The organism is Gordonia sp. CPCC 205515 (assembly GCF_048537925.1).
Classification (GTDB): Bacteria; Actinomycetota; Actinomycetes; order Mycobacteriales; family Mycobacteriaceae; genus Gordonia.
Genome location: NZ_JBCLVJ010000010.1, coordinates 421,070 through 436,826 on the forward strand (window position 1 = coordinate 421,070; position 15,757 = coordinate 436,826).

General features: G+C 66.4%; 13 protein-coding genes. 8 read left to right on the forward strand and 5 right to left on the reverse strand.

Features of this window, described 5'->3' with window-relative positions; all coding sequences use genetic code 11:
• Positions 1–9 precede the first annotated feature (9 nt).
• The 3 genes from AAFP30_RS17005 to AAFP30_RS17015 all read right to left on the reverse strand — a co-directional run bounded on the left by AAFP30_RS17005 (position 10) and on the right by AAFP30_RS17015 (position 3,642).
• The gene (locus AAFP30_RS17005) at positions 10–819 is read right to left on the reverse strand and encodes an alpha/beta fold hydrolase (protein ID WP_419231147.1); all 810 of its coding nucleotides are present in this window, start codon (positions 817–819) and stop codon (positions 10–12) included.
• 173 nt (positions 820–992) lie between these two features.
• Positions 993–2,111, reverse strand: a complete 1,119-nt coding sequence (locus AAFP30_RS17010; protein WP_419231148.1) for an NDMA-dependent alcohol dehydrogenase — start codon at positions 2,109–2,111, stop codon at positions 993–995.
• 34 nt (positions 2,112–2,145) lie between these two features.
• Entirely contained in the window at positions 2,146–3,642 is a 1,497-nt protein-coding gene (locus AAFP30_RS17015) for an aldehyde dehydrogenase family protein (protein WP_419231149.1), read from the reverse strand.
• Between the two features lie 228 nt (positions 3,643–3,870).
• Between AAFP30_RS17015 and AAFP30_RS17020 the strand changes: the two genes are divergently transcribed.
• Positions 3,871–5,007 (forward strand): HPP family protein, encoded by a 1,137-nt coding sequence (locus AAFP30_RS17020; RefSeq protein WP_419231150.1) that lies wholly within the window; start codon positions 3,871–3,873, stop codon positions 5,005–5,007.
• A gap of 9 nt (positions 5,008–5,016) precedes the next feature.
• Here AAFP30_RS17020 and AAFP30_RS17025 read toward each other — a convergent pair whose 3' ends face one another.
• Positions 5,017–6,654 carry a sigma-54-dependent Fis family transcriptional regulator gene (locus tag AAFP30_RS17025; RefSeq protein WP_419231151.1) on the reverse strand — a complete coding sequence of 546 codons (1,638 nt, stop codon included), beginning with the start codon at positions 6,652–6,654 and terminating at the stop codon, positions 5,017–5,019.
• A gap of 116 nt (positions 6,655–6,770) precedes the next feature.
• On the opposite strand from AAFP30_RS17025, the gene AAFP30_RS17030 reads away from it, so the two are divergent.
• Positions 6,771–8,315 (forward strand): DUF222 domain-containing protein, encoded by a 1,545-nt coding sequence (locus AAFP30_RS17030; protein ID WP_419231152.1) that lies wholly within the window; start codon positions 6,771–6,773, stop codon positions 8,313–8,315.
• Between the two features lie 72 nt (positions 8,316–8,387).
• Here the strand turns inward: AAFP30_RS17030 and AAFP30_RS17035 are convergent, their stop codons facing one another.
• Positions 8,388–8,987 (reverse strand): Pr6Pr family membrane protein, encoded by a 600-nt coding sequence (locus AAFP30_RS17035; RefSeq protein ID WP_419231153.1) that lies wholly within the window; start codon positions 8,985–8,987, stop codon positions 8,388–8,390.
• 72 nt (positions 8,988–9,059) lie between these two features.
• Here AAFP30_RS17035 and AAFP30_RS17040 point away from each other — a divergent pair, with 72 nt between their 5' ends.
• The 6 genes from AAFP30_RS17040 to tuf all read left to right on the forward strand — a co-directional run bounded on the left by AAFP30_RS17040 (position 9,060) and on the right by tuf (position 15,524).
• Positions 9,060–9,956, forward strand: a complete 897-nt coding sequence (locus AAFP30_RS17040; RefSeq protein WP_419231154.1) for an exodeoxyribonuclease III — start codon at positions 9,060–9,062, stop codon at positions 9,954–9,956.
• Positions 9,957–10,097: 141 nt separating this feature from the next.
• Entirely contained in the window at positions 10,098–10,727 is a 630-nt protein-coding gene (locus tag AAFP30_RS17045; RefSeq protein WP_419231155.1) for a hypothetical protein, read from the forward strand.
• Between the two features lie 431 nt (positions 10,728–11,158).
• Positions 11,159–11,530, forward strand: a complete 372-nt coding sequence (gene rpsL / locus AAFP30_RS17050; protein WP_419231156.1) for a 30S ribosomal protein S12 — start codon at positions 11,159–11,161, stop codon at positions 11,528–11,530.
• Between the two features lie 6 nt (positions 11,531–11,536).
• Positions 11,537–12,007, forward strand: a complete 471-nt coding sequence (rpsG, locus tag AAFP30_RS17055) for a 30S ribosomal protein S7 (protein ID WP_419231157.1) — start codon at positions 11,537–11,539, stop codon at positions 12,005–12,007.
• Positions 12,008–12,100: 93 nt separating this feature from the next.
• Positions 12,101–14,206: an elongation factor G gene (gene fusA / locus AAFP30_RS17060; RefSeq protein WP_419231158.1), complete on the forward strand. Its 2,106-nt coding sequence runs from the start codon at positions 12,101–12,103 to the stop codon at positions 14,204–14,206.
• A gap of 127 nt (positions 14,207–14,333) precedes the next feature.
• Complete coding sequence (gene tuf, locus AAFP30_RS17065) at positions 14,334–15,524, forward strand: elongation factor Tu (protein WP_419231159.1); 1,191 nt, start codon at positions 14,334–14,336, stop codon at positions 15,522–15,524.
• The last annotated feature ends 233 nt before the right edge of the window (positions 15,525–15,757 follow it).

Sequence of the window (15,757 nt, forward strand, 5' to 3'; positions counted from 1 at the left end):
AGCGTGTGATCAGGCCGCGGACACGGTGCTGCGGACGGCGCGAACGAACTCTTGCGGTGCGTCGTGGTGCACGAGATGACCGGCACCCGGCACCACCACGGTGACCATGTCGGGCCGGGCGTCGGCGACCCTGGCCTGTAGTCCGTGCAGCCAGGGCAGGCTTTCGGAGCCGAGCACCCAGGTGATCGGGATGTCGAGGTCGGCAACCGCGGCGGCCGATACGTGCTCGACCATGATGCCGTAGGGATGTGGATCCCATTCGGCCAGGATGTTGTCGGCGTAGGCGAGGAGACCTTCGCGCAGGTCCGGTTCGAGACGATCGAACGAGTTGCCGCCCGAGCGCAATCCCGACGCCCACCGGAGAAAGACCTCGGCTGCGCCCGTGCGCCGGCCGAGGGCCTGTAAGAGCTTGAGTCGCAGCGCAACCGACATCACTCCACGATCAGCGTGCCGAATACCGTGGAACGGTGCCTCGACGATGCACAGCCCGGAGAACAGTGCGGGATGGTTCACCGCCGTCGCCAATGCGACGTTGCCGCCGGCGCTCCAGCCGACGACGTGGGCCGGCTCGCCGACGACCCGGGTCAGCAGCGCCCGCAGATCGTCGGCGTGAATCCGGTGATCGCGCACCGGATCCTGGGTGCAGCGACCGTAACCCCGTCGGTCGTAAGTGATCACGCGATGATGCGCAGCGAGGTCATTGACGACCGGTGTCCACGTCGTCGAATCGGTGGCAGAGCCGTGCACGAGAACCAGGGGAGGGCCGGAACCGGCGCTGTCGTAATGCAGTTCGGCACCTGGGACGGACAGACTGGGCATCGTTGCCCTCCTTGATTCCGGTTGGGTGGATCTCGATGCGCTCGGCTCCTTCGTCGCCGGGCTTACTCGATCAGCGGAGAACGTCCACTTCGCTTGGGCGGGGTAGGTGGAACGGTCTGGGCGCGGGGCAGGGGGAGCACTCCGCGCCCAGACCGGGCTTCTCGCGAGAAGGATCAGCTGTCGTGGATGATCACACCGCGAATGTTCTTGCCGTCCCGCAGATCCTGATAGCCCTCGTTGACCTGATCGAGGGTGTAGGTCTGCGTGATCAGCTCGTCGAGCTTGAGCTGGCCGGCATCGTAGAGCCGCAGCAGTCGGACGATGTCGTACTGCGGGTTGGCCGAGCCGAACAGCGTGCCCTTGACCGTCTTCTGGTTCAGCACGAGGTCGGTCCCCGACAGCTGCACGGTCAGTTTCGTCGGATCCGCCAGACCGGTGATCACCACCACGCCGCCCTTGCCGACGATTGCGGTCGCGTTCTGCACGACCTCGACATCGACGGTACCGACGAGGATCAGTGCCTGATCGGCACCCTGGCCCCAGGTGAGTTCGTTGACCTTCGCCGCAGCCTCAGCCGGATCGGCGAAAGCGTGCGTCGCACCGAATTTGATTGCGGTGTCCCGTTTGAACGCCACCGGATCGACGACGACGACATGCTTGGCGCCCGCGGACACCGCACCCTGCACCGCGTTGATGCCCAGGCCGCCGATGCCGTAGATGACCACGGTGTCACCGGCACGCACCCCACCGGCATAGACCGAGGTGCCCCAACCGGAGGGGACGCCGCAGCCGACGAGCACCGCCTTGTCCAGGGGCAGCCAGTCGTCGACCTTGACCACCGAGTGCTGGGAGATGGTGGCGCGTTCGGCGAAGGTGCCGAGCATGCACATGGCACCGAAATCATCCTTGCCGGAATGGAATCGGAATGTTCCGTCGGGCATGGAGCCCTCGAGGATGGTGGCGCCCATGTCGCACAGGTTCTGGCGTCCGGTCGAACAGTAGCGGCACGTGCCGCAGTTGGGGATGAAACTGCAGACGACGTGGTCGCCGGGCTTGACCTTGGTCACGCCGGCGCCGATGGCCTCGATGATGCCGGAGCCCTCGTGGCCGCCGACGATGGGATAGCGCGGCGGGAGGTCGCCGTCGGTGAGGTGCAGGTCCGAATGGCACAGTCCGGCAGCGGTGTACTTGATCAGGACCTCTCCCTCGCGGGGCTCGTCGAGGTCGAGTTCGACGATCTCGAACGGCTTGCCCGGCGCGGTGAGGACGGCGGCCTTGGTGGTCATCGACATGTGTTGTGCTCCTTGATGTGTGATGGGGGAGAAGTCAGAGGGCGATGTTGACGGCTTTGGTCTGCGTGTACAGGTCGATCGCCGACGACCCGAGTTCGCGTCCCCAGCCGGACTGCTTGTAGCCGCCGAAGGGCATCGCGGTGTCGAAGCCGTTGTACTGGTTGACCCAGACCGACCCGGCCTTGATCTGGCGAGCGGTCTTGTGCGCCTTGGACAGGTCCTGGGTCCAGATACCGGCGGCCAGACCGTAGATCGAATCATTCGCGGCCGCAGCGACTCCGGTGTCGGCGTCGAACGGCAGCGCGGCGACGACCGGGCCGAAGATCTCCTCACTCACGATGGAGAAGTGCGGCTCGACGTCGACGAACACTGTCGGCTCGATGAAGAAACCCTCGTCGCCCCAACGCTTTCCGCCGGTCAGCGCGCGGGCGCCGTCGGCGATACCGGCCGACAGGTAGCCGGAGACGCGATCGAACTGTTCCTGCGATACCAGCGGACCGAGCTCGGTGGTCGGATCCAGTCCCGGTCCGATCTTGGCCTGCGACGCCGCCTCGGCGACGGCAGCGGTGAAGTCGTCGAAGATGGGGCGTTCGACGAAGAGTCGGGTACCGGCGACGCAGCACTGGCCGTGGTTGAACATCCACGCCGCCACCGATCCGGCGACCGCCTTCTCGAAGTCGGCGTCGGCGAACACGATGTTGGGGCTCTTGCCGCCGAGCTCCAGCGACACCTTCTTCAGGTTGCCCTTGGCGGCCTCGACGATCTTCTTACCGACCTCGGTAGAGCCGGTAAAAGCGATCTTGTCGACGTCGTCGTGGGCGGCGAGGGCCGCGCCCGCCTCGCCGTAGCCGGTGACGATGTTGACCACGCCGGGCGGGAACCCGGCTTCCTGGAAGATCTCGCCGAGCAGCAGAGCGGTGAGCGGGGTCTGCTCGGCGGGCTTGAGGATGACGGTGTTGCCGGCGGCGAGCGCGGGGGCCAGCTTGAACGCCGCCATCAAGAGCGGGAAGTTCCACGGCACGATCAGGCCGCACACGCCGACCGGCTCGCGCAGCGTGTAGGCGTGGAACTCACCACCGGGGACGAAGGGCATGGACACGTCGACGGTGGAGCCGGTGATCTTGGTGGCCAGGCCCGCGTTGTAGCGGAAGATGTCGGCCGACCACGACGTGTCGACGGCGGTCGCGATGGTTGCGGCCTTGCCGTTGTCGATGGCCTCGAGTTGGCCGAACTCGGCGGCGCGTTCGGTGAGCAGGTCGCCGACCTTCCACAGCAGTCGTTCGCGCTCGTTCGGCTTCATCCGGGTCCACGGTCCGTCGTCGAAGGCCTGTCGGGCGGCGGCGACGGCCCGGTCGATGTCGGTGGCGTCGCCGTGGGCGACCGAGGTGATGGGACGCGCGGTGGCGGGGTCGATGGTCTCGAAGGTGCGACCGGACGACGCCCACACCCATTCACCTCCGATGAGCATCTGACGGTCGCGGGAGATGAAGTCGCGGACCTTGGGGAGTAGGTCGGTGGCGACGGCGGTCATGGACAACCTCCTGGTCGGGCAGTGGCACCCGGACTCGTGTCCGAGTGATCTGGGTCATAAATGTGACCTGCTTCATTTCTGCCATTGATCGCCGCGCCCGCCGTGTCCAGAATCTGAACACCCGGGTGAACACCGAGTGAGGCTCGCCTTACCCGGGGGGAGGGCACGTCGCTACGATGTCCCTCGGCCGCATCACGTCTGTCGGCCGTCTCGCGCAAGAGGAGCATCATGACCGCACGTCTATCGCCGCAGGTGCGTGCCGCCCTGCGCGGTCTGGGACCGGCGCACTCCGCGGTGTCGCCGCGAGAAGCGATCCGGGCCGGCCTCGGGGCCGCACTTGGCCTGGCGGTCGTCGGGATGGTCTTGATGTGTTCGGGCGTCGACCTGCAGCTCGGTCTGTACATGATCGCGCCGTTCGGTGCGACGACAGTTCTCGTGTTCGCCGCGCCCAACAGTCCGCTCGCGCAACCGTGGCCGGCGGTTGTCGGTAACACCGTCGCCGCCCTGGTAGGTGTCGCGGTCACCATCCTCATCGATGAGCCAGTGCTGCGGGTTGCGCTCGCCGTCGGGCTGGCGGTTGCCGCGATGATCCTGTGCCACGCGGTGCACCCACCGGCCGGGGCCGTCGCCCTCACCGCCGCGCTGAGCCCAGAAGCCATCCACGCCTTGGGTTTTCGATTCGCTCTCGCACCCGTGGCCGTCGGCACCGTGCTGTTGGTCGCACTGGCCATCGTCTACGCGCGACTGACCGGCCGTCGCTACCCGTTCCGGCAGTTCGACGCCGCTCCGCCGCCGGCCGAACGTCTCGGGCTGTCCGAGGACGAACTGACCGGCATCCTCGAGCGCTATCAACAGTCGCTGAACCTCGGCGTCGCCGACCTCGCCCGACTCGTCGGCGCCGCCGAGATGCAGGCCGCCACGCACCTGACCGGCCCACTGACCGCCGCCGACATCATGTCGCGCGACCTGATCACCGTGCGTGCCGAGACCACCATCACCGAACTCGCCGCACTGTTCCGCGCGCACGGCTTCACGTCTCTGCCGGTCGTCGCGGCCGGCTATCGCTACCTCGGGGTGGTGTTCCAACTGCATCTCGTCGACCGGCTGCCGCCTCCCGGTCGGGCGTGGCGATCACTCGTCGAACGTCCCTCGCGCCGGCCGGGCGCCGGCATCCGCGCCGACGAACTGATGGCGGTCGACCTGCCGGTCGCGTCCACCGGAACGCCGATCGCAGCGTTGTTACCGATGCTGTCGGACAGCGGCTACGACGCGATCCCGGTGCTCGACGGTGAGATCCTGGTGGGCATCGTGACGCAGACCGACCTGATCACCGCCCTCGCGCGGCAGACCTTGCACGCCGCCTGAACCAGAGTTCTACACCCCGAGTGCGCGCATCCGCGCGTACAAGGTGGTGCGGCTGATCCCGAGTTCCCGCGCGGCATGCACCTTGTTGCCGCCGGCGCGATCGAGGGCATCGACGATCGCCGTGCGTTCGGCCTGCTCGCGTCCGGACAGATGTGCGGCGCGGCTGGTGGTGCGGTAGCCCTCGGGCAGGTCGCCGGGCTCGACCACCCGTGCCGCACGCGCGCGGCATGCGTCGGCGGCGCGACGCAGCACCGAGCCCAACTCGGTGAGATTGCCCGGCCAGTCCTGACACATCAACGCGTCGGTCGCCTGACCCGACAGCGCCAGGTCGGCGTCGAAATCGGTCAAGGTCGTGGCGGCGAGTGCCGCGAGTTCGGAGGTGCGGTGCCGCAGCGGGACGAGATCGACACGGGTGGCGCAGCGCGCGAGCAGCGCGGCGAGCGTCGATCCGGCCTGTTCGCGGGGCCCGGTCACGACCACGATCGGTGCGCCCGACGTGGCCTGGGTGGCCGCCCGCCCGAGTAGCGTGAGCGACTTCTCGTCCAGGAGGTCGGCGCCGTCCACGATCGTCGGACGATGCTCGCGTCGTCCCTGCGACACCAGTGCGGGGATGTCCGGAACCGTGCCCGCGATCAGCTCATCGGCGACATCGACGACGACGGGTTCGGCATGATCGACGGCCGCGCGGGCCCGCGTGCTGCGACCTGTGCCCGGCTCACCGGTGATCGCGATGCTTGCCGGGGCCGTCGCGGGGGGTGCAGCGGTGAATGTCGTGGTCGGCGAGGGCGTCTCGATCGGCCGCAGCCAGAACAGCGCTGCCCCTCGCACCCCGGCCACCGGTTCGACCCGCATGTCGACGTCGACCCCGGAGACCAGGGTCAGCGGCAGCGTCGACTCCCGCAGACCGGGATCGGCGGCCACCATGCGTAGGGTGCCGATGTCCGTGGTGGAGAGCAGTTCGGCGGCAAGGGCATTGGTGAGCTGCAGGTCGTCGCCGAGCGCGGCGACGGCGATGTCGCGGCGTGGTGCGGCGCGCTGGAACGCGTCGAGCACCCGACGTTGATGGGCGCGGGAGCGGTCGAGAAGTCGGTCGGCGATGTCGGCGACGATCCCGTTGACGAACGGCACCGCGAGTGGATTCACCTGGTCGGAGACCTCGGTCATGCAGAGTATGCCGGCGAGGCGTCGGGTCGCGGGGTGGACGATCGGCTGGCCGAAGCAACTGAGCGACTTGAACTGCTCGAGGTAGTGCTCGCTGCCGTTGATCGCGATCCCGCCGCGGGTCTCGACCGGCGTACCGAGGGCTGTGGTGCCCACGACGTCTTCCCCGAACGCGGCGCCGGGGCTGGCGCCGAGCTCGTCGAGTCGGCGTTCCACGGTGCTGCCGAACGCGACCCGGGTGACCATTCGGCATTCATGGTCGACGAGCAGCAGTGACGTGTGGGTGTCGGCGAGACGGGCGGCGGCATCGTCGAGGACCGGGCGTGCGGCATCGAGGAGAGGATCGGCCGACGCGATGTCCACCAGCGTGCTCGGCGTCGGATCGTCGGGGGAGACCCCGGCGAGCGCCGAACGCCGCCACGATTGTGCGATGACGGATCGTTGCGGGGCGCGGTCGATATCAGAGAGGGAAGTGTCGATGGTCACACACCATGGCACAGATCGGGCGTGGTGTGAAGGATTCACGCGCTCGAAATGCCTCTTGTGGGGCACACCGGCAGCAGCTAGAATCGAACACGTGTTCGAGAATGAGGTGCCGGGGGGTGCCACCTCCAGAGGCGGAGGTGACCGCCGCCTACGCCGCGTTGCACGCTGCGATCGACCGGATCGCCGCGCTCGACACCACTCCCGCCTCCGATGCCGACGTGGTTCGTGCCGCGGAGATGCATGAGCATGCCACCCGACGGTTGTATCCGATCGGGTTGCGGCGGGTCGGGGACGTGTCCGATCGTGACGCGCACCGCAGGTTGGGGCATCGGACCCTGTCGAACTTCATGACCGCCCGACTACGGATCACCGACCCGAAACGCCGTCAAGATCACATGAAAGCGTTGCTGCAGTTCCATGCGCTCTCCGGCGATCTCCTCGACCCCCAATGCCCCACCCTCGCCCAGGCCGCTGCGGAAGGGGCGATCGGCCCCGACCACATCCACGCCGCGCTGGACACCCTCGACCGCATCCCCGCCAAAGTCTCCGCCGACGAAAAGACCCGCGCCGAGGCGATGATGGCCGACTTCGCCCGCGACCACGGACCGGCCGGCATCGAGAAACTCGGTGCCCGCATCCTGGCCCACCTCGACCCCGATGGCACCGTCACCGATGACGCCGACCGCGCCCGCCAACGAGGGTTGAACCTGCGCGGCCAGGACGCGCAGTTGATGAGCAAACTCTCGGCCACGCTGGACCCGTTGACGCGGGCGATGCTTGATGTGGTGATCGCCGCTTGGGCCGCTCCCGGGATGAATGACCCGGACCATCCGGACTCACCCCGCGGCAGTGCCGATGACGTGGACGACGAAGTCCTGCGGGAGGCCGCTCGCCGGGATCTGCGGTCGCAGTCGCAACGCAATCACGACGCATTGAAAGCCCTTCTGCAGGCGGTGCTCGACGGAGGCCTGCTCGGCACGAGTCACCGCGGGTTGCCGCCGCATCTGATCATCAAGGTCACCGAAGAAGCACTACGTGAACAAGCGGGGGTCGGCGAGACCACCAGCGGTGCCGTCGTGCCGATCAGTGACGTGATCGACTTGGCCGCGAAAGCCCAGCAACACTTGGCGGTGTTCGAGGGTCACCGTACCGAGGTGCTGTATCTGGGGCAGGCCAACCGGTCGCAACGGTTCGCGCTGTTCGCCGCCGACGGCGGCTGCTCCGCCCCGGACTGCGATCAGCCGTTCGCGACCACCGAAGCCCACCATGCGCAGAAGGATTGGGCCCAGGGTGGGTGGACCGACATCATCGACCTCGCCCCGGCATGTCCGAAACACAATCGGATGGTCGGGCACAAACGCGGACAGTTCACCACCCACATGGTGTCCGACGGCCCCGATGCCGGACGCGCCGCCTGGGTGCTGAACGGCGAGGACACCATCGCACCCAACCCACTACGGATCAACCGCAGCCACGACCTCGCCGAAGCCCTGGCCGCCTACCGACGCGGGGAACGCCTCACCCAAGCCCCACGCGGACCCACACCCCGCGGCACCCACGACACGAGGCCACCACCCGAACGCCGCCGCGTGCCGAAACTGATCGCCTGCCGCTGGTCGGTCACCCGATACGACCCAGCCACGATGCGACCAGCCACCTGACAACCCCACGAACCACGACTACCCCGAGTCCCCACCAGGACATCGGGGCAGTCGTCGTGGCCAGGCAACTCGTCAGGCCGCGCGCCGCGTCCCCAACCAAAACACCCCGCCTGCGAGTGCGGCCATCCCGGCGAACACCATCACCACCGACAGTGTCATCTCGAGGTATCCCTGAGCGCGAGGGTCGAGGAACGGGTACGGATACCAGTTGACGATCGGCCCCCGAATGAGCGTGTAGACGCCGTAGACCAGTGGGACGGTCAGCCACGACAACCAGCTGCGGCGGGGGAGCCGGCGCGGCCGGAACACCGCCCAGTCAACGAGGAGATACAGCGGCACGACGCGGTGCAAGACACCGTTCACCCAGTCGATGTGCAGGTTGACATCGATCCCGGACAGCAGCAATGCGTAGACGATGGCGGTGATCACCATCGCGGTGGTCGTCGCGCCTCGCACCCATTGCCAGGCTGCGCCGGTTGGTGCGGCGATCGCCCCGACCAGCAGTACGACGACGGCCACCGCATTCGACAGGATCGTGAAGTAGCTGAAGAAGTTGCCGAGACTGAAGCCCGGATCGTCGAACTGCTGGAGTGGAAGGGTCACGAGGGCGGCCACGCCGAGCGCGGCGATGCCGAGTCGGGCCAGGCGTGCCCACCAGCGGCGGTCGGACATGGCGGCGATTCTGTCACGCCACCTCAGGATCGGCTGTGAGCAAGATCGCGTCCGGCCGATACGGTGGCACCCATGCGTGTCGCGACCTGGAACGTGAACTCCGTCAAGCAGCGGATCCCGCGGCTGTTGCCGTGGCTCGACGAACGGCAGCCGGACGTGGTCTGCCTGCAGGAGACCAAGCTCTCCGACGCCGCCTTCGACGAGGCGCTGGGTGTCGACCTGGCCGAACGTGGCTACGAGATCGCCCATGTCGGACAAGGACAATGGAACGGGGTCGCGCTGCTGTCGCGGGTCGGTCTCGACGACGTGCAGCGCGGCTTCGACGGAGCACCCGGCTACCCCGACCCCGACGCGCCGGCCGAGGCGCGGGCGGTCTCGGCGCAGTGCGGCGGTATCCGGATCTACTCGCTCTACGTGCCCAACGGGCGCGAGCCGGACTCCGACCACTACCGCTACAAGCTGGAATGGCTTGCGCGCCTGCGGGATACCGTGTCCGCCGGTGTCGGCGCGGATCTTGCGGCGAACACCATGCTCTGCGGCGACATGAACATCGCACCCACCGACGCCGACGTCTTCGATCCCGCCGCCTACGTCGGTCACACGCACGTCACCGAGCCCGAGCGGGCCGCACTCGCCGGCCTGGAATCGCTGGGCCTGCACGACGTCGTGCGCGACCGCTGGCCGGATGACCGCGTGTTCAGCTATTGGGACTACCGTGCCGGAATGTTCCACAAGGATCTGGGCATGCGGATCGATCTGATCCTGGCCGGCGGCGACGTGGCCGCCCGCGCGCAGGCGGCGTGGGTGGACCGCAAGGCGCGCAAGGGCACCAAGCCGAGCGATCACGCGCCGGTGATCGTCGACCTCGATGAGGCGCCCGATGGCGACATCGGGCCGATGGTGCCGCCGCCGTCGAACCCGGCGAAGCGGGGAGCCTCGAAGGTGAAGTTGCCGCAGTCGTCGGAGTGACGGGTTACCGGGACTCAGTACTAGGGAGGATCCGGTAATCGACCAGCCGCTTGCGAACTTTGTCGGACCGAGACGTTAATCTTCAGCCGTCTCTCAGCAACTGTGCCGAGGACAGTCACATTTCAGCTGAAGTTGGGGTCAATGAAACACATTCGCAGTGTTCTGCTGGCGATCGCGACGCTCACCGCGTTCGCGCTCGTCCTGCCGTTCGCCAATGCGCAGGCCGCGCCGGCGAAGGGAACCACGACGTTCGTGACGGCCGGATTCTCCGCCGATCACCAGAGCGTCGTCGCCAAACTGCGCGACGGACTGTTCGTGCCGAACGCGGCCGGCACCGAACTGCAGGTCGTCAGCAAGAACGGCAAGGTCGTCGACGCGATGCCGCTCGTCGGGACCATGGACGGATTCCGGGTGCCGCTGCGCTCGGCGGTCAGTGCGGACGGCACCACCGCCACGCTGACTCCGGTCGTCAGTCCGCAGTACCGGGCGGTGCTCGATCGCGCGGCCACCACCGCCGCCAAGAAGCAGCAGTCCAAGCCGCGGGCCAAGCGCATTAGCAAGGCGCAGCGCTACGACATGATGTGGACCGAGCTGAACAAGGGCTGGACCGGGAACACCCCGGTGTCGACGCTGGTCGGCGGTCTCATCGGCTTCATCGTGTTCGGCTGGATCGGGGCCGGTGTCGGCGCCGCGATCGGCGCGTACCTCGGCTACCAGACCTCCAATCCGAAGGCCTGGCCGTCGGTGGTCACCTGGTGGAACACTCCATAGTCGCGGAATGCGATCGGGTCGGATTCCGCTGGGGATTCGGCCCGATCCACGCGCCCGGTTCACCACGCGTTCACCCCGCGTCGACCTGGTGAATCGGTTTTTTGACCTGTGCAAACTCGATCGGTAGAGTTGGTCGGCGGTGCCCGGCACAGCTGGGCCAGTCCGCATGCCCTCGCGGGACTACGTCCACGTGGTGGCGGACTGACAGGCGAGACCGCAGTTGAGTGTACGACACACCCGACCTCGGGGTAGCAATAAATGTACTGACCAGCATGAATGTGCTGGTGGGGCGAGTTGCGGAAGCGCCGGCGGAGCCGTAAGGCCACCGGTGATTTGCCCGGAGCACAAACCGCGACGACAACCGAAAAACGGCTGCTCGCGTCCATCATCGGACGTCGACGGCCACTGCCAACAGAAGGAAGAAGCACCTAGTGCCAACCATTAACCAGCTGGTCCGCAAGGGCCGCACGGACAAGCCCGCGAAGAAGAAGACCGCGGCGCTCAAGGGGAGCCCGCAGCGTCGTGGCGTGTGCACCCGCGTCTACACCACCACCCCCAAGAAGCCGAACTCTGCGCTGCGTAAGGTCGCCCGCGTGCGTCTGACCAGCTCGGTCGAGGTCACCGCCTACATCCCCGGCGAAGGTCACAACCTTCAGGAGCACTCGATGGTGCTCGTCCGCGGTGGTCGTGTGAAGGACCTCCCGGGTGTTCGCTACCGCATCGTCCGCGGCTCGCTCGACACCCAGGGTGTCAAGGACCGCAAGCAGGCTCGCAGCCGCTACGGCGCCAAGAAGGGGAACTGATAAGTCATGCCACGTAAAGGACCCGCACCCAAGCGCCCGCTGATCAACGACCCGGTTTACGGTTCGCCCCTGGTCACCCAGCTCGTCAACAAGATCCTGCTCGACGGCAAGAAGTCGACCGCAGAGCGCATCGTCTACGGCGCGCTGGAGCAGGCTCGCGACAAGACCGGCACCGATCCGGTCATCACCCTCAAGCGCGCGCTGGACAACGTCAAGCCGACCCTCGAGGTCAAGAGCCGCCGCGTCGGTGGCGCCACCTACCAGGTGCCGATCGAGGTCAAGCCGGGCCGCGCGAACACTCTCGCACTGCGTTGGCTGGTGACCTTCAGCCGTCAGCGTCGCGAGAAGACGATGGTCGAGCGTCTGGCCAACGAACTGCTCGACGCCTCCAACGGTCTCGGCGCTTCGGTCAAGCGTCGCGAGGACACCCACAAGATGGCCGAGGCCAACCGGGCGTTCGCGCACTACCGCTGGTGATTGGTCGCTTCGTGTGACCGCTGACCCACAAGGTTCCAGGGGTCACACGAAGCAGACAGCCCTAGTCAATAGCTATTCCCGAAGGGAAACCACGTGGCACAGGAAGTGCTCAGCGACCTCAACAAGGTTCGCAACATCGGCATCATGGCCCACATCGATGCCGGTAAGACCACCGCGACCGAGCGAATCCTCTACTACACCGGTGTGAACTACAAGATCGGTGAAACCCACGACGGCGCCTCGACCACCGACTGGATGGAGCAGGAGAAGGAGCGGGGTATCACCATTACCTCCGCTGCGGTCACCTGTTTCTGGAACAAGAACCAGATCAACATCATCGACACCCCGGGTCACGTCGACTTCACCGTCGAGGTGGAGCGCAGCCTCCGCGTGCTCGACGGTGCCGTTGCCGTGTTCGACGGCAAGGAAGGTGTCGAGCCGCAGTCCGAGCAGGTCTGGCGGCAGGCCGAGAAGTACGACGTCCCGCGTATCTGCTTCGTCAACAAGATGGACAAGCTCGGTGCGGACTTCTTCTTCACCGTGCGCACCATCGAGGAGCGCCTCGGCGCGAAGCCGCTCGTGCTGCAGATCCCGATCGGTGCCGAGGACGACTTCGACGGCGTCGTCGACCTGATCGAGCAGAAGGCCATCACCTGGCGCGGCACCGTCGAGATCGGCGCCGAGCCGACCTTCGAGGAGATCCCCGCTGATCTCGTCGATCAGGCTGCCGAGTACCGCGAGAAGCTGCTCGAGACCGTGGCCGAGTCCGACGAGGCGCTGCTGGAGAAGCATTTCGGTGGCGAGGGACTCACCACCGAAGAGATCAAGGGTGCCATCCGGAAGCTCACCATCGCGCGTGAGTACTACCCGGTGATCTGCGGTTCCGCGTTCAAGAACAAGGGTGTCCAGCCGATGCTGGACGCGGTCATCGACTACCTGCCGTCCCCGTTGGACGTGCCGAGCGTCGAGGGCCACGCGGTCGGCAACGAAGAGGAGATCCTCTCCCGTAAGCCGAGCGCCGACGAGCCGTTCTCGGCTCTCGCGTTCAAGATCGCGGCTCACCCGTTCTTCGGCAAGCTGACCTTCGTCCGCGTCTACTCCGGCCACATCACGGCGGGCACTCAGGTGCTCAACGCGACCAAGGGCAAGAAGGAACGCATCGGCAAGCTCTTCCAGATGCATGCCAACAAGGAAATGCCGGTGGAGGACGCCCGCGCAGGCCACATCTACGCGATGATCGGCCTCAAGGACACCACCACCGGTGACACCCTGTGCGATTCGAGCGCCCCGATCGTGCTCGAGTCGATGAGCTTCCCGGACCCGGTCATCAACGTCTCGATCGAGCCGAAGACCAAGTCCGACCAGGAGAAGCTGGGCACTGCGATCCAGAAGCTCGCCGAAGAGGATCCGACCTTCTCGGTCAAGCTCGACGAGGAGACCGGCCAGACCGTCATCGGCGGCATGGGCGAGCTCCACCTCGACATCCTGGTCGACCGCATGAAGCGCGAGTTCAAGGTCGAGGCCAACGTGGGCAAGCCCCAGGTGGCCTACCGCGAGACCATCCGCAAGATCGTGGAGAAGCACGACTACACCCACAAGAAGCAGACGGGTGGCTCCGGCCAGTTCGCGAAGGTCATCATCAAACTCGAGCCCCTGGTGGACGCCGAGGATGGTGCGACCTACGAGTTCGAGAACGCCGTCACCGGTGGTCGTGTCCCGCGCGAGTACATCCCGTCGGTGGATGCCGGTGCGCAGGACGCGATGCAGTACGGTGTGCTCGCCGGCTACCCCCTGGTCAACTTGAAGGTCACCCTGCTCGACGGTGCGTACCACGACGTCGACTCCTCGGAAATGGCCTTCAAGATCGCCGGATCGCAGGCTCTCAAAGAGGCTGCGAAGATGGCGTCGCCCGTCATCCTGGAGCCGATCATGGCCGTTGAGGTCACGACTCCGGAGGACTACATGGGTGACGTGATCGGCGACCTGAACTCCCGCCGTGGCCAGATCCAGGCCATGGAGGAGCGCAGCGGTGCACGTGTCGTCAAGGCACAGGTACCGCTGTCGGAGATGTTCGGCTACATCGGAGACCTTCGGTCGAAGACTCAGGGCCGGGCTAACTACTCCATGGTGTTCGACTCGTACGCGGAAGTTCCGTCGAACGTGTCGAAGGAGATCATCGCGAAGGCCACTGGCGAGTAGTTCGCTACTCCGCCAACGGCTTTGGCGTAGCGCCGGCCACCGAAAAGCGGGCGCGACAACGTAAGTAAACCGAAAACACCCCTGCCGGGATCCACCCGGCAGAGCAACAGTCCAGGAGGACAATCAAGTGGCGAAGGCGAAGTTCGAGCGGACCAAGCCGCACGTGAACATCGGCACCATCGGTCACGTCGACCACGGCAAGACCACGCTGACCGCGGCCATCACCAAGGTGCTGCACGACAAGTACCCGGAGCTCAACCAGAGCTTTGCGTTCGATCAGATCGACAAGGCTCCGGAAGAGAAGGCTCGTGGTATCACGATCAACATCTCGCACGTGGAGTACGAGACCGAGAAGCGTCACTACGCACACGTTGACGCCCCCGGTCACGCGGACTACATCAAGAACATGATCACCGGTGCCGCTCAGATGGACGGCGCGATCCTCGTGGTCGCCGCCACTGACGGCCCGATGCCGCAGACCCGTGAGCACGTGCTGCTGGCCCGCCAGGTCGGTGTGCCCTACATCCTCGTCGCCCTGAACAAGGCCGACATGGTCGACGACGACGAGATCATCGAGCTCGTCGAGATGGAGGTCCGCGAACTGCTGGCCGCCCAGGAGTTCGACGAGGAAGCTCCGGTCGTCAAGGTCTCGGCGCTCAAGGCGCTCGAGGGTGACGCCGAGTGGGCGAAGTCGATCGAGGAGCTCATGGCTGCCGTCGACGAGTCGATCCCGGATCCGGTCCGCGAGACCGACAAGCCGTTCCTGATGCCCGTCGAGGACGTCTTCACCATCACCGGCCGCGGCACCGTGGTCACCGGTCGTGTGGAGCGCGGCGAGGTCAACGTGAACGAGGAAGTCGAGATCGTCGGTATCCGCGAGAAGTCGCAGAAGACCACCGTCACCGGTATCGAGATGTTCCACAAGCTGCTCGATTCGGCTCAGGCCGGCGACAACGCCGGTCTGCTGCTCCGCGGCCTCAAGCGTGAGGACGTCGAGCGCGGTCAGGTCATCGTGAAGCCGGGCACCACGACCCCGCACACCGAGTTCGAGGGCCAGGCCTACATCCTGTCCAAGGACGAGGGCGGCCGTCACACCCCGTTCTTCAACAACTACCGTCCGCAGTTCTACTTCCGTACCACGGACGTGACCGGCGTCGTGACCCTCCCCGAGGGCACCGAAATGGTCATGCCGGGCGACAACACCGAGATGAGCGTCAAGCTCATCCAGCCGGTCGCCATGGACGAGGGCCTGCGCTTCGCGATCCGCGAGGGTGGCCGCACCGTTGGTGCCGGTCGCGTCACGAAGATCACCAAGTGACCTTCTGACTCACTGAGTCAAGCCAAGGCGCCCAACCGTGAAAGTGGTTGGGCGTCTTTGCTATTCCTGGGTGCTGTGTCGTCGGCTCAACTGGCGGGGGAGATCTTCGAGATCTTGCGCCGCAACGGGATATCGACTCAGGGGGCGATCGACCTGCGATCGGACCCGCGGGTGCGGGATGAGGTTGCGGCGGTGGCGCGGCAATATGCACAGACCGGGCAGCGAGACACTCT